General features: G+C 68.6%; 20 protein-coding genes. 13 read left to right on the forward strand and 7 right to left on the reverse strand.

Annotated elements, in window-relative coordinates:
• Positions 1 to 277: 277 nt before the first annotated feature.
• The 3 genes from P2L57_RS29365 to P2L57_RS29375 form a co-directional block, all read right to left on the reverse strand.
• Positions 278 to 559 carry a hypothetical protein gene (locus P2L57_RS29365; protein WP_275819529.1) on the reverse strand — a complete coding sequence of 94 codons (282 nt, stop codon included), beginning with the start codon at positions 557 to 559 and terminating at the stop codon, positions 278 to 280.
• A gap of 113 nt (positions 560 to 672) precedes the next feature.
• Positions 673 to 1,221, reverse strand: a complete 549-nt coding sequence (locus P2L57_RS29370) for an ATP-binding protein (protein ID WP_275819531.1) — start codon at positions 1,219 to 1,221, stop codon at positions 673 to 675.
• Positions 1,222 to 1,248: 27 nt separating this feature from the next.
• A complete protein-coding gene (locus P2L57_RS29375; RefSeq protein WP_275819533.1) occupies positions 1,249 to 1,821 on the reverse strand; it encodes a hypothetical protein in 573 nt (190 codons plus the stop codon).
• Between the two features lie 217 nt (positions 1,822 to 2,038).
• Between P2L57_RS29375 and P2L57_RS29380 the strand changes: the two genes are divergently transcribed.
• Complete coding sequence (locus P2L57_RS29380) at positions 2,039 to 2,938, forward strand: helix-turn-helix domain-containing protein (RefSeq protein WP_275819535.1); 900 nt, start codon at positions 2,039 to 2,041, stop codon at positions 2,936 to 2,938.
• Entirely contained in the window at positions 2,938 to 3,162 is a 225-nt protein-coding gene (locus P2L57_RS29385) for a DUF397 domain-containing protein (protein WP_275819537.1), read from the forward strand. Before P2L57_RS29380 ends, P2L57_RS29385 begins: the two co-directional genes overlap by 1 nt.
• A gap of 170 nt (positions 3,163 to 3,332) precedes the next feature.
• On the opposite strand, the gene P2L57_RS29390 is transcribed toward P2L57_RS29385, so the two are convergent.
• From P2L57_RS29390 to P2L57_RS29405, 4 genes are all read right to left on the reverse strand, one after another.
• Positions 3,333 to 3,794, reverse strand: a complete 462-nt coding sequence (locus P2L57_RS29390) for a GNAT family N-acetyltransferase (RefSeq protein ID WP_275819539.1) — start codon at positions 3,792 to 3,794, stop codon at positions 3,333 to 3,335.
• Positions 3,795 to 3,855: 61 nt separating this feature from the next.
• Positions 3,856 to 5,178, reverse strand: coding sequence for a UDP-glucose dehydrogenase family protein (locus tag P2L57_RS29395; RefSeq protein WP_275819541.1), 1,323 nt, complete (start codon positions 5,176 to 5,178; stop codon positions 3,856 to 3,858).
• A 101-nt stretch (positions 5,179 to 5,279) separates the two neighbouring features.
• A complete protein-coding gene (locus tag P2L57_RS29400; protein WP_275819543.1) occupies positions 5,280 to 6,518 on the reverse strand; it encodes an SIR2 family protein in 1,239 nt (412 codons plus the stop codon).
• 36 nt (positions 6,519 to 6,554) lie between these two features.
• The gene (locus P2L57_RS29405; protein ID WP_275819545.1) at positions 6,555 to 7,856 is read right to left on the reverse strand and encodes an aminotransferase class III-fold pyridoxal phosphate-dependent enzyme; all 1,302 of its coding nucleotides are present in this window, start codon (positions 7,854 to 7,856) and stop codon (positions 6,555 to 6,557) included.
• Between the two features lie 224 nt (positions 7,857 to 8,080).
• Here P2L57_RS29405 and P2L57_RS29410 point away from each other — a divergent pair, with 224 nt between their 5' ends.
• The 11 genes from P2L57_RS29410 to P2L57_RS29460 all read left to right on the forward strand — a co-directional run bounded on the left by P2L57_RS29410 (position 8,081) and on the right by P2L57_RS29460 (position 19,731).
• A complete protein-coding gene (locus P2L57_RS29410) occupies positions 8,081 to 9,523 on the forward strand; it encodes an NsdA family TPR-like regulatory protein (RefSeq protein ID WP_275819547.1) in 1,443 nt (480 codons plus the stop codon).
• A 208-nt stretch (positions 9,524 to 9,731) separates the two neighbouring features.
• A complete protein-coding gene (locus P2L57_RS40360) occupies positions 9,732 to 10,271 on the forward strand; it encodes a hypothetical protein (RefSeq protein ID WP_308292524.1) in 540 nt (179 codons plus the stop codon).
• A 105-nt stretch (positions 10,272 to 10,376) separates the two neighbouring features.
• On the forward strand, positions 10,377 to 10,889 hold the full coding sequence (locus P2L57_RS29420) for a hypothetical protein (RefSeq protein ID WP_275819549.1): 513 nt from the start codon (positions 10,377 to 10,379) through the stop codon (positions 10,887 to 10,889).
• The gene (locus P2L57_RS29425; protein ID WP_275819551.1) at positions 10,886 to 13,150 is read left to right on the forward strand and encodes a type IV secretory system conjugative DNA transfer family protein; all 2,265 of its coding nucleotides are present in this window, start codon (positions 10,886 to 10,888) and stop codon (positions 13,148 to 13,150) included. The genes P2L57_RS29420 and P2L57_RS29425 overlap by 4 nt, the downstream gene beginning before the upstream one ends.
• On the forward strand, positions 13,150 to 14,103 hold the full coding sequence (locus P2L57_RS29430) for a replication-relaxation family protein (RefSeq protein ID WP_275819553.1): 954 nt from the start codon (positions 13,150 to 13,152) through the stop codon (positions 14,101 to 14,103). The genes P2L57_RS29425 and P2L57_RS29430 overlap by 1 nt, the downstream gene beginning before the upstream one ends.
• 343 nt (positions 14,104 to 14,446) lie before the next feature.
• Positions 14,447 to 15,223 (forward strand): hypothetical protein, encoded by a 777-nt coding sequence (locus P2L57_RS29435; protein WP_275819555.1) that lies wholly within the window; start codon positions 14,447 to 14,449, stop codon positions 15,221 to 15,223.
• 170 nt (positions 15,224 to 15,393) lie between these two features.
• Positions 15,394 to 16,326: a hypothetical protein gene (locus P2L57_RS29440; protein WP_275819557.1), complete on the forward strand. Its 933-nt coding sequence runs from the start codon at positions 15,394 to 15,396 to the stop codon at positions 16,324 to 16,326.
• A gap of 438 nt (positions 16,327 to 16,764) precedes the next feature.
• The gene (locus tag P2L57_RS29445; protein ID WP_275819559.1) at positions 16,765 to 17,208 is read left to right on the forward strand and encodes a hypothetical protein; all 444 of its coding nucleotides are present in this window, start codon (positions 16,765 to 16,767) and stop codon (positions 17,206 to 17,208) included.
• A gap of 35 nt (positions 17,209 to 17,243) precedes the next feature.
• Positions 17,244 to 18,164 carry an ATP/GTP-binding protein gene (locus P2L57_RS29450; RefSeq protein WP_372515977.1) on the forward strand — a complete coding sequence of 307 codons (921 nt, stop codon included), beginning with the start codon at positions 17,244 to 17,246 and terminating at the stop codon, positions 18,162 to 18,164.
• Positions 18,165 to 18,188: 24 nt separating this feature from the next.
• Complete coding sequence (locus P2L57_RS29455; protein ID WP_275819561.1) at positions 18,189 to 18,863, forward strand: SAF domain-containing protein; 675 nt, start codon at positions 18,189 to 18,191, stop codon at positions 18,861 to 18,863.
• Positions 18,864 to 18,867: 4 nt separating this feature from the next.
• A complete protein-coding gene (locus P2L57_RS29460; protein ID WP_275819563.1) occupies positions 18,868 to 19,731 on the forward strand; it encodes a CpaE/TadZ family protein in 864 nt (287 codons plus the stop codon).
• Positions 19,732 to 19,769 lie beyond the last annotated feature (38 nt).

The raw sequence follows: 19,769 nt of genomic DNA on the forward strand, positions 1-19,769 counted from the left end.
CCTACCGGCAGGACGGAAGGCCGGACGGATGGGTCCGTGCCAGGCGCACGTTGACGGGCCCATCCGTCTGAAGTTCGCCGGGGTCGAGGGGCTGAAGGCCGCGCAGCGCGGTGCGACGAAGCCGCAGTCCACTTGCGTTGAGCGTCCGGTGCGATGAGGCTCCAGTGACTACGATCGGGCGCATGGTCGATGAGCTGGAGACAGCGTTCGGCGGGACCGTGCCACCGCTCGGCCAGGAAGAGTGCTCTGGGCGTGCGGGGCGTTCATGGGCGGTGGGCTACACCAGCGGCGGAATCATCTGGGCATCCGGGATAATGACTTGGCCGCGCACGCCGTAGACCAGTGCGGCCACGGTGTCGGCGTCGAGTTGGCGCATGAGCGACGCGGCCCACTCACGCAACCGGTCGGCGTACTCGGGCGACGGAGCCACCGGGACGTAGTACGACGTCAGCTCTTCCGGCGTCGTGGGCGTCGCTCCTTGGCGCTGCCAGTGCGCGCGGGCGGTGTGGACCCGGTCCAGGTAGAGGATGCACGGTCCGCACGCCTCGACCAGGGCCATAGTGCCCGTCCAAAACGAGTGGCTGGACCCGCATACCGTGACGTAGGCCACCTGACCGCAGCGCCAGCAAATCCCCGGTGACCATGCGTAGGACTGCCATAGCGTCAGCGTCCTCATGCCGCGCCCCCGCCGGGCCCGTCAGCCGGTCGCCGCCTGCTGCGACCGTTGCTGCCTTGAGTAGCCGAGCGCGGGAGGTTGACCCTCGCCCAGACCAGCGCACGCTGCGTGCCGTAGGCGCGGTAGCCCCACCCGTCGGCGCACCCGGCCACGACGGCGAGGCCGCGCCCGCATTCAGCCTCAGCCCCCGGCACGACCGCTCGTAGAGTCTGTGGCGCGGCGGGACCGATGACGGCGATCGTGACCGCATACCGCTGATGCGACACCACTACGGCGATTCGCGGACTGGGGGCGTGGGTCACGGTGTTCGTCGTCAACTCGCTGGCAATCGTGACGATGTCGTCAGCCGTCGCTGTGGTTACCTGCCAGTCGTTCAGTACTGTGCGCACCACAACTCGGGCACGCTTGGGCGTGGCGAGGCTGGAGCCGTCCAGGTCAAAGACCCGGCGGCGGCCGCGGCAGATGCGGCGCGCAATGGCGCGGGAGGCGAGGTCTGCGGGGATCGGATAGGGCTCCCCGGCGTGCGCTGTGCGTGTGGAGGGCATGGCGCGGCGACTCCTTGGCGGTGGGGGTTATTGGGAGGCAAGCGTCAGGCGGCGGGCGCCGTGGTAGCGCTCTCGCTCCTCATCCGGATCGTCCGGGACGTGCCTGCGGCGGTAGCGGTCCCGGGCAGTGGCTACCGCTTCGTGTAGGGCTTCGGCGTCGGTGTATGCGATGGCGCTGGGGGCAAAGGCCCACACCCGCTCGTCAACCGGGATGCTGCGCGCCGTGATCGTGGGGGGTGGGCACCGTAGACGTCCCTGGTTTACGGCCACGCACACGGTGTGATCTATCAGCGGCCAATCGGCCGCCGCAGCAGGTGGGATGACCACCTCCAGCATCGGGTGGGAGAGGACCTCGACCACCGGCCCGAAGTGATGCCCCTCGGCGCGCATGATGGCCAGCGCGGCCCAGCCGACGGGAGCGATCACCCGCAGGACGTCGAACGTGGGGCCGATCGGGACATCAACTAGGTGGTCGGAGTGCCAGGCGTGCAGAACGTCTCCAACCGCCAACCCCGGAGCGGTTGCCCACTTCACTGCCTCTTGCGGCATCATCACGCTCGCCTGTCCAACACGCAGATCAGCGGAAGTGTGTACGGCCATAGGAGCCGCTCCTCGGACGCCGTCCCGGACCCCTGGACCACGCAAAGTGATCATGCAATTGCATGGGGTGCCTTACGGTCACAGAATGCCATTGGATTCCAACAGCTGGAAGCCGAACGGAGGGATTCCAACCAGCAGAGTGACTAAGGGCTGGACGGGCATGGGGTGAGCAAGTGCCGCGTACGCTCACCGTGTTGGTCCGTCACCGGCTGGTCTGGTGACCGTGCGCATGGGAGGGCTGGTCTCCGTGACCTCGGGATTCGCGGGTGCTGCGGGGCGGATGCAGATCGCTCGCGGTCTACAGTCGCTGCGAAATCGGGCTGGTCTGACGCTGGCACAGGTCGCCGACCGCTCAGGGTTCAGCAAGTCCACGGTTGCCCGATACGAAGGCTGGCAGGACCGTGCCCAGATCCGCTGGTCGACCGTGAAGAACATCGCCGAGGCCTGCGGCGGAAAGCCCGAGGAGATTGCCCTCCTCGTCAAGATCGCCCAAGCGCCCGACGAAGGCTGGTGGGTGGGCAACTCGGCAGTGCCCGAGTGGATGGACCCGCTCGTCAGCTTCGAACAGGAGGCGGATTACGAGCACGTTTACGCGAACACAATCGTGCCGGGCCTCCTCCAGACCCCTGCCTACGCCCTCGCCACCCACCAGGCGCAGGAAGTCCGCATCCCCGCGGAGGAGATCGAGCGCAAGGTGAACGCCCGCATGCAACGGCAGGACATCCTCAAACGCCAACCGCCGCTGCACCTGTGGGTAGTGCTCGACGAAGCGGTACTGCGACGAGTCGTCGGCAACACCGCGGTGATGGCGGATCAGCTCGATCACCTACGCCACATGGCACGGCAGCCCAACATCGACCTACAAGTGCTCCCGTTCACCGTCGGCGCACACGCCGCAGGCAGCGGCGGGCACTTCGTACTCCTCGGCAGAGATGACGAGCGGCACCCGCTCAACAGCATGGCGGTCGCCTACATCGAGATGCACCGGCGCGGCCTCTACCTCGATCACCCCGATGACCTGCGGTCATATAAGGTCACGTTCGCCTACCTGCGCTCTCAGGCCCTCAATGTTTCAGCCTCGGAGCAACTGCTGGCCGACGTACGCAAGGAGTACTGATGACCCGACCGTCCGCTGACCAGCTCGCGAGCGCGAACTGGTTCAAGAGCACTCACAGCGCCGCCAACAACGAGTGTGTAGAGGTGGCCATGGCCGGCGCTTGGGTCTGTGTACGTGACTCCACAGATCCCCATGGTCCGATGCTCAGCTTCACAGCCAGCGCCTTCGCGTCGTTCGTCGAGGACGTACAGCGCAACAACATCGCCTCCGGGATCGGCGCGTGAACGAAGGCCGACCTGATGACAGACGGTGAAGGCGGTCGTCGCCCGAACTCGGGGTGACCGCCTTCACCGTCAACGTGCCGGACCTGGCCCTGGCCGCCGTGGCAGATCGCTCGGGTAAAGCGGGCGGCGGACCGCTCACCCCCGGGTCTGACCGCTCTCCTCACCCGGTGTTACTTCTGGGGCTGCCAGACGTAGCGGACGTCTGGCTCTCGCTCCTCGTTGCGCAGCCCGTCTGTTCGCTCGACTGCTATGAAGCCGTGCCGTTCGTAGAACCGTTGTGCCGCTTTGTTGATCTGGAACGTCCACAGCGCCAGCCCGTCTGGCTGGCGCTGCTTGGCCAGGGAGATGAACCGATCGCCCAGCCCCCGCCCGCGCCATGTTGGATCGAGGTAGAGCTGCTTCAGCTCCTCGCCGTTGAGTACCAAGAGCCCCACCACGCTGTTTTCGGTGACCGCCACCCAGGTCTCGTACTGCGGCACGAGTACGTGTGAGAACCAGTTCCGCACTTCGGCATCGTCGTGCGCACACCGCACCGATGGCAGCGCGGCGGTGAAGGAACGCAGCCATACGTCGGCCGCGGGGAGCGCGTCGGCGTCGTCCGCACGACGGAGTACAACGTCGTCACTGTTCACAGCGCGAGTCCTCCAACCTTCCAGGGATGACGTCTTGCGGCTTCCCTACTCGGGGGTGGTGCTACTTTCCGGGTCGTCCGAGCTGGTGGACGGTCCAGCCCGTCGTGCGCCAGGGCGCGGGGTCCAAAGTCGTGCGGCAGTCGACGAGCAGGGGGCTGGCGGGGCGGTCCACGAGGGCCTGGGGGGTGGCCTGCTGGTACTCGGGCCATTCGGTGGCCAGGACGACGAGATCGGCGCCGTCGAGGGAGGCGGGCAGGTCGTCGGTGTAGTCGAATTCGGGGTTGCGGATCATGGCCGTGGCCACGGCCTGCGGGTCGTGAATGGTGATGGTGGCACCGGCCTGCTGGAGGGCGTGGGCGAGGGCGAGGGCCGGGGATTCACGGACGTCGTTGGTCCCTGGTTTGAACGCGGCGCCCCATACGGTGATCCGGGCGCGCTCGATGGGGCGGTCGCCCAGGGCGCGGGTGATGAGGTCCATGGCGACGTCGGTGCGGCCCTCGTTGATCTGCTCGGCCGCGCGCAGGAGGGCAGCGGCCTGTTCGGCGCCGAGTTGCCGGGCGGAGGCGGTGAAGGCGCGGACGTCCTTGGGGAGGCAGCCGCCGCCGTAGCCGATGCCGGGCCTCATGCCGCCGCTGCCGATGCGGGGGTCGATGCCGAGGATGTCCACGATCTGGGAGACGTCGCCTCCGGCGGCCTCGCACATGTCGGCGACGGCGTTGATGTAGCTGATTTTCAGGCCGAGGAAGGTGTTCGCCGCGCCCTTGGCGAGTTCGGCGGTCTGCGGGTCGGTGACGAACAGGGGGACACCGGCGTCCAGGATGGGGGCGTAGACGGCGCGGATCGTCTTCTCGGCCTCGGCGGTGGTCAGACCGGCGATGAGACGGTCCGGGCGCAGGGTGTCTTGCACCGCGTGCCCCTCGCGCAGGAACTCCGGGTTCCACACGACGTCGACGCGTTCACCGGCGGGGGCCAGGCGCTGGGCGAGGGCGGTGACCTGGCGCGTGGTGCCGACGGTGACGGTGGACTTCCCGACGATCGTGCACGGCCGGTCCAGGTGGGGGGCAAGTTGACGGATGGCGCCGTAGACCTGTCCGGTGTCGTAGGAGCGGCCATCGGCATCGATCGGCGTGCCGACGCCAATGAAGTGCACCTCGGCGAAGGCGGCAGCCTCGGAGATGCTGGTGGTGAACCGCAGGCGCCCGTCCGCGGTGTGACGGGCGAGCAGCTCGGGAAGCCCGATCTCGTAGATGGGGCATTCGCCGGCGTTGAGCCGGTCGACCTTGGCCTGGTCGACGTCTACGCCGATGACCTCGTGGCCGAGTTCGGCCATTGCCGCCGCGTGCGGGATGCCAAGGTGACCACAGCCGATCACGGAAACGCGCATGCTTGCTGTCCTTCTCGGTTGATGCCGGGGGCCGCACCGAGTGTGCGGCCCCACGACGCTATCGCCCTGGAACAGGGCCAGTTGGGCCTTGCGGAGGTCTGTTACGCGGTCACGTTGAGGAGTTCGCACAGGCGCCCGAGTGCCGGGATCGCCGATGCCCGGACCACCGTGTCCCCGTCCCGGGCCCCCTCGATCGGGTATTCCTTGAAGACGTTGTTCTCCACCAGCCCTTCCGGGTCCATGTAGAAGATCTTCATCCCTTTGGCGCGGGCACGCGCCTGCACCGCGCGCCGGTCGGCGTGAAGGCCGATCACCAGCAGGGACCGGGCCTCATCGAGCAGGGGCACGGGCGGGATCTTCTGGTCGTACCGGCGGACGAACACCTCCGGCAGCCCCGCCCGCGCGGAGAGCACGTCGAAGTTGTGGGTGATGACCGGCCCGATCATGTGTCCGGCATCATGCAGCGCCTTCAACGCCCGGTGAGCGGAGGTGGGCTGCGCGACGAAACATGCGGCGAACATCCGTGTCAGATCCCGGGCCTTGGCCGGGGCGTCCAGCAGGAGTTCCTGCACCAGGGTGTCGGCCTGGGGGGAGAGGGTGAACGCGTGCGCCTGCGTGAGCGCGTTGTCCTTTCGCGCGGTCACCCGGTACACCTCGTGCAGGTAGTGCAGCGGCGGGATCCCCGCCTCGATCGAGGTGCCGCACCCCACCTCCACCTGGAACGGCAGGAAGTCCAAGATCCCGGCGAGGTCTTCGGCAATGGCCGGGTTGCCCCGCTGCTCCTTGACGCGGATACCGCCGGCCAGCACGTCCCAGGGAAGGTTCCGCAGAGTGCGCGCCGGGCTGCTGTAGCCCTCGGAGGTGAATAGAACGTCCAACGAGCGGAACCCTGCGGGCGTGGCCCGGTCGGCGCGCTCGTCCTGCGGGTGCACGTCGAACTCGCAGACGGATACCGCCAGGTCGCGGCGCTGCCAGATACCCGGCTGCCGCGGTTTCCATCGGCCTTCACCGAGCCACTCCTGGACGGACTTGGCGTAGGCGCTGATCTCCTCGGTCGGCGCGGTGTACGACACGTACAGGTACATCTCGGCCAGTACCAGCCTGGGGACCGGGTGGGTGTAGTCCAGCGTGTAGTCGTTCCGGTAGTGCACAACTCGCCGACGGCCTGAGGCGTCCTCGGTCCAGCCGGATTGCTCCGCGTTGGCCGGGTCCTGGGTACGCCGCCAGATCCCCTCCTCCACGCTGCGGGGCCGCTCGTGGCCGTCGCCGACGAAGTGCCGGTTCCACATCGCCACCTGCTCGTCGGACAGTTGCTCAATGACGGGATGGGGCAGGAACACGATGTCCTCCTTGATTCAGTCGATTGGTGGTACGGCTCAGCCGTTTGGGTCCAGGGCGGTCACCGCGTCGCGGAGCGCCGCGGCCATAAAGTCGATGTCCTCGTCCGTCGAGATCAGCGGAGGGGCGACGACCAGACCCTCGCTCCTCGGGGCACCAGCTCCGGTGAACGGGTAGAAGAACACGCCCCGCTTCTCGGCCTCCTCCATCAGGGGCCAGAGCAGTCCGGGCGCGAGTTCCACTGCGTACAGATGGCCAAGACCCCGGACGTCCCGTACGCACGACCGGTCGGTCAGGGTCCGCAGGAGTGCCCCGAGCCGTTCTCCGCGAGCCTGGAAGGCGTCGGTATCCATGGAGTCCAGTTCGTCCAGGACACCGAGGCAGGCCGCCGCCTGGAGGGGGTGGGCGGCCATGGTGCCCATCGCAGGCAGCGGGTCCGCGTCTTCGTGCCGTAGCAGCGGCGCGATCTCGGCAGACACCAGCACCGCGGCCACACTGGTGTAGCCGGCGCCCAGCCCCTTGGACAGGATGCACAGGTCCGGCTCGGCGCCGTCCCAGTGGTTGCTGGCCAGGGGCGTGCCGGTGCGCCACAGCCCGGTTAGGACCTCGTCGTGGATGACGAGCACGTTCCGCTCCCGGCAGATCTGCGACACGCGCCGCAGGTACCCGTCAGGCGGCACATAGGCGCCGCCGGTGGTGCCGTTGACGGGTTCCAGCAGGACGGCGGCCACGTTCTGCGCGCCCCTGGTGTCGATCGCCTTCGCCACCTCGTCGGCACACGAGGCATCACACGCACGCTCTGCGTGGTCGTGGACCGGTGGGTAGGGCGCCGGGAAGGCCGGACCGAGGCCGAACGCGTCCTCCGGGCGCGGGCGCCGGGCGCCGTTGCCGCCGAGCGCGAGGGTCAGCGCGCTCATCCCGTGATAGCTCAGGTTGGACGTCAGGATATCCCCGCGCCGCTTTTCGCCACGGACACGCGCGATGTTGCGGGCCAGCTGGACGGCGACCTCTACGCCGAGCGTTCCGCACGTGACCAGCGCGACGGAGTCCTGCGGACGTCCCACGGCGTGGCACAGGCGGTCCATCAGCTCCATCTGGACGTGGGGCCGCACGACAGCGGCGCCGGCGAACGAGGCGCTGTGGAACTGCTCCTCGATGCGGGAGAAGACCGCGGGGCTGCCTTGGCCCACGTTCACGCAGATGAGTCCGCTCGATCCGTCGAAGAGCTTGCGGCCGTCAGCGCAGTGGAGCCAGGGCCCACTCGCAGCCACGACATCGAAGTCCGGCAAGGGCCTGCTGGAGGTCAGCAGCCGGTTGCGACGGGCCACGTACCGATCCACAGAGAACTCCCTTCCTGGGTTGCACTCATTGGGGGCAAGCTGACGCAGCACCAGAACACCAGGGCTTGCGGACGCGAGGAATTCGGCGGTGGTCGGCGGTCGGCGGCGCTTGCCTCGGCGGGAATCGGCGACCGGTTCGGCGAATTACGGCGAAGAACGCGATGGCGCCCCCAGCCCCTGGCACTCCTCCTACGCTGGGAAGTTCAGCGGCAGATGGAGGATCCATGGGCAGGCCCCGGCTCACGCGGCGGCCCAATGAGCTGCTGGCGCACTGGCTCGCGCGCTCGGGGATGTCCCGCGTTCAGCTCGCCCGCGCCGTAGCCGACCGTGCCAGGGTCCGCGGCCTGCGAGGCATCCACCCGGACGAGAGCCGCGTCAGGCGGTGGCTCGCTGGAGAGATCCCCCGCGATCCGGTCCCCGTGCTGATCACGGAGGTCTTAAGTGGGCGCCTCGAGTTGGCTCTTACCTGCGCGGACCTTGGCTTTCCCAGCCCTTCGCATCCGGTCCCCAACGACGGCCCCGATCTCCCGTGGCAGTCCGCCAGCACCATCGACGCCATCGCCTATCTCACCCGGAGCGAAGCCATGCTGCCGCACACCCGCACCAGCGCGGATGCCGTACACATCCACTGCGGCGACGATCTACTCGGCCCCTTGCAGATGTGGCCCGCCGCCAAGCCCTCCGCCCTGATCGAACGCCCCGGCGAGCACACCGCATCCGGACGCATCGGCACGAGAGAAGTAGAGGGCATCCGGGCCATCACCAGCATGTACCGCGATGCCGACAACCGATTCGGCGGAATGCTCTCCCGACGAGCCGTGATCGCCCAGATGGCCGATGCCAACACGATGTTGGACTCCTGCTCGTACAGCGAGGCAACCGGCCGCGCACTGTTCTCCGCCGTCGCCGACCTCGGCTCAGTCGCCGGCTGGATGAGCTTCGACGCCGGCCTCCACAAGACCGCCCAAAGGCTCTTCATCACCGCCCTCCACGCGGCCAACGAAGGAGGTGACAAGGCGTTGGGCGCCCACATCCTTCAGTGCATGGCGCGCCAGATGAGCCACCTCGGCCACTACGAGGACGCCCTCGAACTTGTCCAGCTGGCCCAGTACGGAGCACGGCGCCAGGCCAGCCCCGCCACCCGCTCCATGCTGGCCGCCCTCGAAGCCCGGTTCCAGGCCATCCTGGGCAGCCTCGACGACAGCGAACGCAGCGCCGGACAGGCCGAAGAGACCTTCACCCGCGTCGCCTTCGCGGACGAACCGTCATACATGACCTTCTTCGACGAGGCCGAACTGTCCGCAACCCTCGGCGTAGCCCACCAGATCGCGGCCAAACACGACGACGACGCCACCCGCCGAGCACGCCGCGCCGACAAGGCGCTCAGTCGGCTCGGCACAGCCCTAAGCCTCCGGCCCGAGCACCGCGTACGGTCCCAAGTCTTCGACCACATCGGCCTGGCACGCACACACCTGACCGTCGGAGCCCTCGACGGCGCCCTTCAGGAAACCGCCACCGCGGTGAGCTACATCGACAGCATCGGCTCCAAACGCGTCGCCGACCGGCTCATCGAACTCCACGACGAAGCAGAACCCTTCGCACGCAGCGCCGACGCGGCAGCCCTTCGCACGCAGATCAAACACGCCGTAACCGGCTCAGTCGCCTGACGCCGATGGCCGCCGCCCCGACCTCCGGCTCTACCGCCTTCGCCCTGGAGCCCTTCCCCACGCTCCAGCCCGGCGACGACCTGGCCAGCGCCATCACCGACGTCCTCATCATCCTCGGGTAGCGCGGCCGCGGCGCTCCCGTCGCCGTCCTGCGCGGCATCGCCTACACCAGCGACTAGGGAGTTTCAGCGATGCTCCACCACCGTCCGTGACGCACCCGAGCACGTCCGCGGCCCGGCAACTCGCCATCCTCGGCTCACCCGTCGCACAGGCCCTCTCCCCGGTGCTGCACCGCGCCGCCTACACCGCGCTCGGGCTCGACTGCCACTGGACATACCGCGCCATCGACTGCACCCTCGAACGCCTCCCGTCCTTCCTCGCCGGCTTGGACGACGGCTGGGCGGGGCTGTCGCTGACCATGCCGCTCAAGCGGGCCGCCGTTCCTCTGCTCGACGAGGTCTCCGCGACCGTGCGGGCCACCGGCACCGGCACCGCCAACACCGTCACGTCCGCGGCGGCCGCCTCCTCGGCGAGAACACCGACGTCGACGGCATGCGCCGGGCCCTCCGCGACGCCGGGATCACCCGGGTCGAGTCGGCCTGCGTGCTCGGCGCGGGTCCTGCTCGATGCACCGGGCGATCGTGCGGTGGACCTGGGCGGTGTTGTAGTCGGTGGCCCACTGCTCGACGCGGTCGACGGCCCGGCGCCGCCGGTTCGAGCAACTTCTTCGGCCGGTGCGGTCACCTGACGGCCTCATCGGGTGCTTATCCCAGGTAGATACGGCGTGCTGTGCGCCGCATGGCCGGGATAGGGAGGGCTCGATGGTGAAGTCTCGTGGGTGCGGGGGGCTGCGATGAGGCTCGTGCTGCCGGGATTGGTGGATGGCGTGTGGGATCTGCCGCGCTGGTTGGGCGCCCGCATCGCGGAGAACGGATGGTGGCTCGCTGCCGGCTCCGTGGCCGTGGGCGCCGGTGTAGTTGCGGTGCACGTGTGGTGGCGCCGGCAGGCGCAGGCGGCCTTGCGGGAGCGGTGCGCGGTGGAGCTGGTGCCCTCGGTCACGTTCGATCCGGCGGATGCGGAGGTGGAGTGGTTCGCCGGGCAGGTGGCGTCGGTGCGCTCCGCCGCAGGTGCGCTTCCGGTGCGGGCGGCGGCGACCCGGGTGCGGCTGACGTGTACGGCCGGGGAGATGCACTACCTGTTGGAGGGGCCAGCGCGGGCGGCGAGCCTGTTGCGGATGCCGGGGTTCGAACAGGTTGAGGTCGTCGCGGCGTCCGCGGGTGCGCCGTCGACGGTGGGGCGGATCCGGTTCGAGGGGGCTCCCCCGCTGCCCGCAGACACAGCGTCGCTGCTGGGTGGTGTGCGGTGAGCCCGGTCGAGTTGCGGAAGACCACGGTGTCGTCGGCTTGCCAGGGGCCGGAGCGGCGGCTGTATACGGCGCGGGCCGAGCTGGTGCTGGCCATGCCTGACCATCGTCCTTTGGCTCAGGCGGCTGGCTTTGCTCCCGATCCGCTGCAGCGTGTGGCTGCGGCGATGGCCGGGGTGCGCAGTGAGGAGGGCGAGCAGGCCGATGTGGTCCTCGATGTGATCCCCGTCTCGGCCGGGGCGGTCGCTCGTCGGCGGCGGGTGTTGATGCGGCGGGCGAAGCAGCGTGGTCCCCAAGCCTTCGGTGAGCAGTTGGGCGGCGGGCTGGGCTGGTGGGAGGCGCTGGTGGAGGGGTTGAACGGCGGCCGACGCCCGGGTGTGCGTGGGCGGGCGGAGCGGGTTCCGCGGCAGGTCGACGTCAAGGAGGGGGTGGGCAAGTTCACTCCCGGGCAGCAGGTCTTCGCGGTGCAGCTGCTGGTGCGGGTGATCGCGACGCATCCGGTGCGGGCCAGGGCGAGGCTCAATCAGCTGCTGGCGGCTGTGGAGGTGTTCGCGGGGGAGAACCGGTTTCGCCCGGTCGGGCCGCGGTTGCCGTGGTGGCGGCCGTACTCGAATGTGTGGTGGCGTCGGCGGTCGTTTGACCGGCGGCTGGAGTCCGGCGAGTTCGCTCCGGCACGTCGGCAGTGGGTCACTGTGCCGGAGATCGCTGGCCTGCTCAAGCCGCCGACGATCGGGTGCACGGCAGTGAATGTGGCGCGCTGTGGTGGGGTCGTTCCGGCTGCGCCGGTGGGGCTTCCCACGTTCACCGGGCAGAAGGACGTTGTGCCGCTGGGGCTGGTTACCGGTGCGGACGGGCGGGTGACGTTCGGGGGCGTGCCGGAGGCCGGGTTGCTGTTCGGGGCGTTCTTCGGGAAGTCGGGTTTCGGTAAGACCGAGTTGGGGCTGCTGCAGGCGATCTGCCGGGCGTATGCCGGGGCCGGGGTGTGGTTCCTCGATCCGCATGGTGAGGCGTTGGCGCGGGCGAAGCCGTATTTGGCGCATCCGGCGATCGCCTCACGCATGTGGGAGATCAACCTGGCCACGCCGAAGATGTCGGATCGGGTGGCGTCGTGGAATCCGTTGGCGATGGAGGGCCGACGGAGCGAGCAGGTCCAGGAGGTGATCGCCGCGATCGTCGGGGGGTTGGCGGCTGCGCAGGAGTGGGGGGCCTATCCCCGAGCGCGGAGCATCTTGTCGAACGCGGTGCGCACTTTGGCTGAGCTGTCGTTGCTCCTGGTCGCCGACGGCCGGCCGGACCTGCAGCCGACGGTGTTCCAGATCAAGTCGCTGCTGATGAATGACGCGTGGCGCGAGGTGGTCATTGAGCACCTGCCGCCGGAGATCGCAGGGTTTTGGACCACCACGTTCCTGGACTACTCCCGGGACGCGCTGCCGACCGTGGTGCAGGCGCTGGACCGGCTGGACAACTCGCTGTCCCTGCGCGCGTTCCTCGGCTCGCCGCGCAGCTCCTACAACGTGCGGCGCGCCATGGATGACGGGCGTGTGGCGTTCGTCTGTCCGGCGGGCAGCGGTGAGGACGAACTGATCTGCAGCCTGCTCATCTTCGATCTGTTCCTCGCGGGCCTCTCCCGCAAGGACACCCCGCCGGGGCTGCGGCGTGCGCTGTGGGGATTCATCGATGAGGTCGCTGCCATCGACCGGGCCGCGCGCGACTACTTGGCGAAGATCCTCGAGCAGTTGCGCAAGTACCAGGTGCGGTTGATGGCGATGACGCAGATGGCGATGCGGTTGTCGGAGGTGACGCGCTACGCGCTGATGCAGAACCAGTCGATCCTCTCCTCGACCGCAGCGGACATCGACGAAGCGAAGTTCGTCACCTCCCGCTTCTCCCACGTGGGGCCGCAGACCATCAACCATTTGCGGCAGTTCGAGTACGTGATGAGCGTGCGGCTGAAGGGGCAGGCCAGCTCGCCGTTCAAGGTCCGTGGCGTGCCGATCGACCAGGCCTTGGCCGACTACTACAACCCGCGCGGCGTACCGGCCCTGGAGGCGGCGATCGACACCAACCTCGAGCGCCGTTCCGTCGCCGAGATCGTCGATCGGTTGCGCACGCTCGATGACGACATCGCCGCGCACCTCGCCGTCCGGGGCCGCCCCGGCACGTCCGCCACGGGACCGGTGGACCGTACTCCCGGGCCGCGGCCGGGAGGTGAGGTCGTCCACTCCTGGCCCGACGCCCCACACACCGAAACGGACGTGGCCTGATGCCCTACCCCAGCTGGCTGTCTCCCCGCGCCCACGGGTTGTCGCCCCTGGCAGCTGAGGTGCTGCCCGTTCTCTACCAGCACCGGCTACTGAGTCTGCGTCAGCTCCATCGGCTGCTGACCGCTCACCGCAAGCGGCCGGAGTACCTGCGCACCCAGCTCGCCCGACTGCGTGAGCTGGGGCTAGCCACCGCGACGGTGCGGCACCGCAGCGGACAGGGCGAACTGCTGTGGTACGTCACCGGGCTCGGCGCCGAGGTCGTCGAGGCCAGCGGCGAAGTCGCCGTGCGGACGCACCGGATGAGCGATCAGGCGGCCGCCAGCCTGCTGCAGGAACACACCCTCGCCGTCAACGACGTTGGGGTTGCCTTCGTCGAGGCGGCGCGACGGCTAGGTCACGAGTGCGGACCGCTGGATTGGGAGCCGGAGCGGGCCCACCGCGTCCGCGACGGCGACCGGCACGGTGACGACGCCGTCGTCATCGCCGACGCCGTGCTGTCCTACATCCACCAGCACGCCGACCGCCGGCGCGTGCTCACGTATTTCATTGAGGTCGACCGGCATACCGAGACCGTGGTGCGCCTCGCCTCCAAACTCCGCGGATACGCCCGCTACCTGACCTACATCCCCACTCCCCCACCCGGCCGCGGCCGCCCCAGCCGACCAGCGCACGGAGAAGCGTGGCGAGACCGATACACCACCTTCCCGCGCCTCCTGGTCGTCCTGGACGGCAAGACACCCGCCGCCCTGGAGCGCCGCACCGCCGACCTGCGCGCCATCGCCCAAGCCGACCTGCGGCTGCGGCACGTCGCCGACCGGCTGATCAGCGGCGTCACCACCTTGGAGCTGCTGCAGACCCGCGGCCCATGGGACCGCGTCATCACCCCTATTTTCGGCGACCCCACCCCGACCGACGCCCTCCTGCAACTCGACGGCCAGACGAGGGCCGCGTGACCGCGGGCGAGCAGGTGTCGAGGGCGCGGCGTCATGCAGCGAGGTGGCAGGAAATGTCTTACGGGCAGCCGGGTGCCGGTGCGGTGTGCAAAGGTTCACGATCACGGATCGCACGGGAGGGGATCGAATGAGGGGGTACGCCGGGATAGTCGAGCCGTTCGAGCAGGCGCTGCCACGGCGCGGGCCACTGCAAGTGCTGCGGGGGTCTTTGCGGCGCCGCGCGTTCTGCTACATAGTCGCGTGCTATTCCGCCGGGTTGTATCTGACGATCGCGGTCTTAAGCGCGTGGCCTTTGGCGCAGGCTCCTGCATCGGGTCACGGCAGTGGGTACTCGTCCATCCCCGTGAGCCATGAACTGGAGACGGGGCTGGCGCTGGCCTTCTGCGCCGCGATGACCCTGTTCATGCTGAGCTGGGTTGAACAGCCTGCGGCGTACGGCATGATGCACTGGCCGGCGCGGCGGCTGCTGGCGGCGACGTGTGCGGTCTTCTGCCTCGCCGACCTGCCCAATTTTGTCCTCGGAGCGTTGTGGAACGTGGCCCAGGACCATTCCGCGTCCCTGGCCTCGCACTCGTCCGGATCGCAGCACAGCGTGCTGTGGGCCGATCTCCTCTCCTCCGCTTTCGCCGGGTTCGGGGAAGAGGTCGTCGTCATCGTGTTCCCGGCACTGTTGGCGTGGCGGATCGCTCGGTACGTCGCCAATCCCCGCCTGCGCCGGGCGTGCTTGACGATCCTGGTCATCGCCATGGTGGGGGCGCGGCTCTCGTATCACATCTACTACGGTCTGTCGGCGCTGACTTTGGTGCCGTGGGCGCTGATCTGTGTCCTGATCTACGTGCGTACGCGCGCCGCCATCCCCCTGATGCTCTCCCACACCCTCTACGACGCCATGCTCGCCGTGGACAACCGGGTCGGCGCTCGCTACGGGTACACGGCCTACATCACCCTCGGCGCTCTCGTCTTCGTCGCAGCAGCCGCGCTGCTCATCGGCCTTGGCAAGCGCGGCCGATCCGGCTCCCACCAGCGGGAGGCCGAGCATCCGCACAGCACACCCGTCGAGGTGGAGCGCAATCCTGCGACGCTGACCGCCGGGGCCACCGAAGTGAGGACGAACCGATGATCGAACGGTCGATGAGCCAGCACGCCACGTCGGCTCTCGCACGGAAGGGATCGAGGAGGAACGCGGCGACCTGGCTGGTGTGCGGGGCAGCCGTGATGCTGCTCGCCGGATGCTCCAGCGCCCCGCGCCAGTTGGCCCACGCTCCGGACACCTCCGCCCGACCTCACGTCATGGCGCAGGCCCTGCCTGCCTGGATCCATCCGCTTGGCGCGAGCGTCCAGGTTCCCGGTGCGGTCAACGGACAGGACGCCACCGCCTGGAGCATCCGGTTATCGCAGCTGACCTCGACGACCCCCAGCGACCGCGCGGCCGGTCTTCCGCATGGGTGGCGGGCGGCGAAAGCGCAGGTGACGTTCACCAATGCCACCGACCAGATCCAGTCCCTACCGCGGGTCGAGCTCACAGCCCGCTACGGCGCTGCCGGTCGGCCAGCCGTGGAGTTCACGGATCCGCAAACGGGCATCAATGGCATCCCCCAACAGGACCCGGCCAGCGGCGATACGCCTCGGGCGGCACCGCAGGGATCGCTCACCGCCACCATCGGCGTCGCCCTGCCCGCCAGCACTGAACCGAGCGATGCCACCGTCACTTTCACCCTCCATGCCTGGATCGCTGGAGAGGGCTCTTCGCGGGCACCGCTGTTCTTCGAAGGCGGCTTCCCCGGTGCCACCCGCTCCATCGCCCAGCCGCTGCAAACTCGCGTGGCACGCAAGACCGTCTTGGCGCTGGGTGAGTGGAACGACGACGGCGATACGCGCCTGCGCCTAGCCCCGGTGCACGTCGACGGTCCCTCAGCAGGCGGTCAGCGCGCCTGCTCGATGGATCTGACCGTCATCAACGACGCCTCCGACGACAGCCTGACCACCTCGATGAGCACCATCGTCAATATCTCTTATGGCCAGGCGCTCACTCAGGGGCCGAGTATCGGCCCGGGCCCCGGTCCGGACTCCTATGCGGATGCGCCGATCGCTCCAGGCCGGGCCGCCACCGAAACCCTTCACTTCACGTTGCCGGCATCCGCGATCCCCGGTCCCGTCACGATCGACGTCGGCGACGGTGAGGGTTCCGCTCACCGCGTCACCTACGAAGGAACCGTCGAGTAGAGGAAAGACGGGGCAACTACATTCATGATTCAATAAATTCCGCGGGCGACCGCATCCCCTGCTTCACACGAAGAGGATGATCAACCCTCAATAAACCTACCGTCCGCCCGGATTATTGTGACCAAAGTGATGCAGGTTGCGAACAGATACCTGTACATAACCAGTGTCATGTTGGCCAGAATCTAGCTAGTCTCTGTGCCCCGAGTTGTGTGCAGGTCGCTGACCTGGTGACTCGCTCGGGTGAGCACCACAGCGGGGGAAGCTACCACCAGCCTTAACGCACATGGGGGGACTGCCGTGGAGCCGTCAACTCCGCTCCGAAACAATCGAATCATCCGGTATCCCAAGGCCCTCGTCGTCGGGCTCGTGGGGGCAACGCTTCTGATGGCCGGCTGCGGATCCAGCAGTTCAAAGCCCGGACAGAGCGTTTCTCCCACAGTGAGCGATACGCCGTCACCGAATCCGACCGCGCAGGCCCAGCAACAGGTCCTCAGCTCCTACCAGAAGATGTGGACCGCCACCGAGAAGGTCTACGCGAGCGGGTCCTACCAGGGCGTCAACTTGAACCTGTACCTGCAGGACAAGGCCTTGGAGAACGTCAAGCTGACCGAGGCGTACCTTCAGCAGAACGGGATCGTCATCCCCGGCCAGCCGAAGCTGGCCCCGACGGTTACGGCGATCAACTTGGGCGCCCAGCCGCCCACAGCCACGATCAAGGACTGCGTCGACAGCACCAACTTCGTCGGCGTGTACAAGGTGACGAACAAACCCGTTCAGACCGCTGATAACAACCGCCGCCACGTCAACACCTTCACCGCGCAGAAGTACGGCGATCAGTGGTACTTCACCAACTCGGTGATTGATCGGACCGGGACATGCTGACCCGACGGGCAGCACGTTCCCTTACGGTGGCCGGCGTGATGACGATGGCCGCACTCATACCGGGTGCGGCCATGGCAGACGGCTCTCCGGGTTCTGGTGGTGTGAACTGTCCACCCGGCCTGCCTAACTGCTACGTGCACGTCACGGGCCCCGGCAGCGGCGGAGGTAGCCAAAAGAGCGGCGGCGGAAGTACAGGCGGCGGGGGCGGCGGCGCAGCGACCTGCACGATGAACCCACCCAGCGGCGACGGCTCTGCCCAGACCGTGCCCTGCTACCGCTCGGACCTGGGCTGGTTCAACTCCCAGGACAACTGCTACTGGCAGCGCGACGACCCACAGCCGGCGGCGAACGATCCAGCGTGGAATGGCCACAAACCCGGTGATGGCGCCTTGTACAACGTCAGCTGCACGTACAACGGCGGGCAGATCAATGGCGGGACGACCTGGGCCCAGAACCCGCCACCTGGCATGGGCGGTGGGGTGAACGTCGCGCAGTTGGCGCAGCAGGCGATGAAGAAGCTGCCCTTGCTGCCTCCGCAGATCGACATCAATCCGCAGCCCGGTGGCAAGGGGCTGGTCGGGATGCCGGTGTGGATGGCGGTCACCCGCACTGCTGGGGACTGGGGTCCGCAGACGGCGTCGGCGTCGGCTGGCGGGGTGACGGTGACGGCGACCGGCACGGTGCAGCAGGTGGTGTGGTCGATGGGGGATGGCCAGTCGGTGACGTGCACGGGCCCGGGCACGCCCTACAACCCGAGCTATGGCAAGGCGTCCTCGCCGGACTGTGGCTACAGCTATGCGCAGGACTCCAGCACGCAGCCGGGCGGGAAGTACACCGTTTCCGCGACGGCGACCTGGGACGTTCGCTGGGCGGGTGCCGGGCAGCAGGGGGACATCACCACCAGCCGCACCTCGACGGTGCAGATCACCATCACGCAACTGCAGGTCGTCAACTGACATCAGGGAAAGGGCACGCGCTCGATGAGTACCTCCACCCCCTCGCTGCCGCCGCAGGCCCAGCCGGGCGGCCGCTTTACCGCGCAGTTGCCGTCGAGCGAGGGTGCGCCCAAGCGTCAGCGACGGTTGGGCTCCGCGGCGCTGCTGATCCTCTTGGCGCTGGTGGGGGCGTTGGGGGCGGCCATGCTGGTCTCGCGTGCTGGCCATCGGGTCAACGTGTTGGCGGTCGCGAAGGATGTGCCGGCGGGTCAGGCGCTGCAGGCAAGTGACTTGACGCAGGCGGCGATCCCTGCGGATCCGGCGCTGTCGCCGGTGTCGGCCTCGGATGAGTCCAGTGTGGTGGGGCAGCGCACGTCGGTGGATTTGAAGAAGGGCTCGCTGCTGACCCGCTCGGAGTTGACGGCGGGTGGCGGGGTGGGCGCTAGCCAGGCGCTGGTGGGGGTCGAGGTCAAGCCCGGGCAGGCTCCGCAGGGCGAGTTGGCGCCGGGCGACAAGGTGTGGGCGGTCAGCGTGCCGGCTGCCGGTCAAGGAACGCCGAGCGGGACGTCGCCGATTGAGGGACAGGTGGTGTCGGTCGGCACCTTGGATTCGACCGGTGCGATGGTGGTCAACCTCGCGGTGGCGCCGTCGGAGGCGACCGCGCTGGCGCAGCGGGCCGGGACCGGGGCGGTAGCGCTGGTGCGCGAGCCGAGGTCGTAGCCCGATGTCCGTGATCAGTTTGGTGTCGGCGAAGTCCGACGGTGTGACGACCTCGGCGTTGGCGTTGGCGTTGGCGAGCCCGAGGAAAGTGCTGCTGGCGGAATGCGATCTGGCCGGTGGCACGATCCGGATGGGGCTGCGCCGCGGTGAGCTGGGGGATGAGGTGGGGCTGCACCAGTTGGCGCTCGCCGACCGTGAAGAGGCTCTCGCGCGGGGGCTGGATGAGAACCTCGTGCCGTTGGACGATTCCGGCGCCCGCTTTCTGCTGCCGGGGCTGATCGATCCGCGGCAGGCTGCGGCGCTTGCGTCGACGTGGCCGCAGCTGGCTCAGCTGCTGCAGGCGGCTGACGAGCAGGCCGAGTGTGATGTGGTCATCGACGCCGGCCGGGTGCTGGTGGACTCCGGGCGGGTCCATCCGGTGTTGTCCCCGGCGACGCTGCTGCACCGCAGCGACCTGGTGCTGCTCGTGGTGCGCTCCAGCGGACCGTCGCTGAAGCTCGCGCTGCCCATGGTGCAGGTCCTGGCCGGCGATCTGGCCGAGCGCGGGACGGGGGCGGATGCGTTGGGGCTGCTGCTGATCGAGGAACCGGGTGGCTTCCGGGCCCATCAGGTCAGTCAGGCGCTGGGGGTGCCAGTAGCGGCCGCGCTGCCCTGGGATACGGCGACGGCCTCGTACCTGGCCACCGGGGAGCGCAAGCCGCGTATGTTCAGCCGGACTGCGCTGCAGCGGGCCTCACGCACGGCAGCGGATCCGCTGCGTGAATGGTCGACCCGCCGGCGGATCCATCAGGAGTCGCCGCGTGCGCTGTCGCCGGCGGCGGTCGGCATGGTGCAGCGGCTGGCCCGAGCACGGCAGGCGGCACGATGACACCCAACGGGCAGCCGAGCAACGGCCACGCCGGGCAT

The organism is Streptantibioticus ferralitis, assembly GCF_029223525.1.
GTDB lineage: Bacteria > Actinomycetota > Actinomycetes > Streptomycetales > Streptomycetaceae > Streptantibioticus_A > Streptantibioticus_A ferralitis.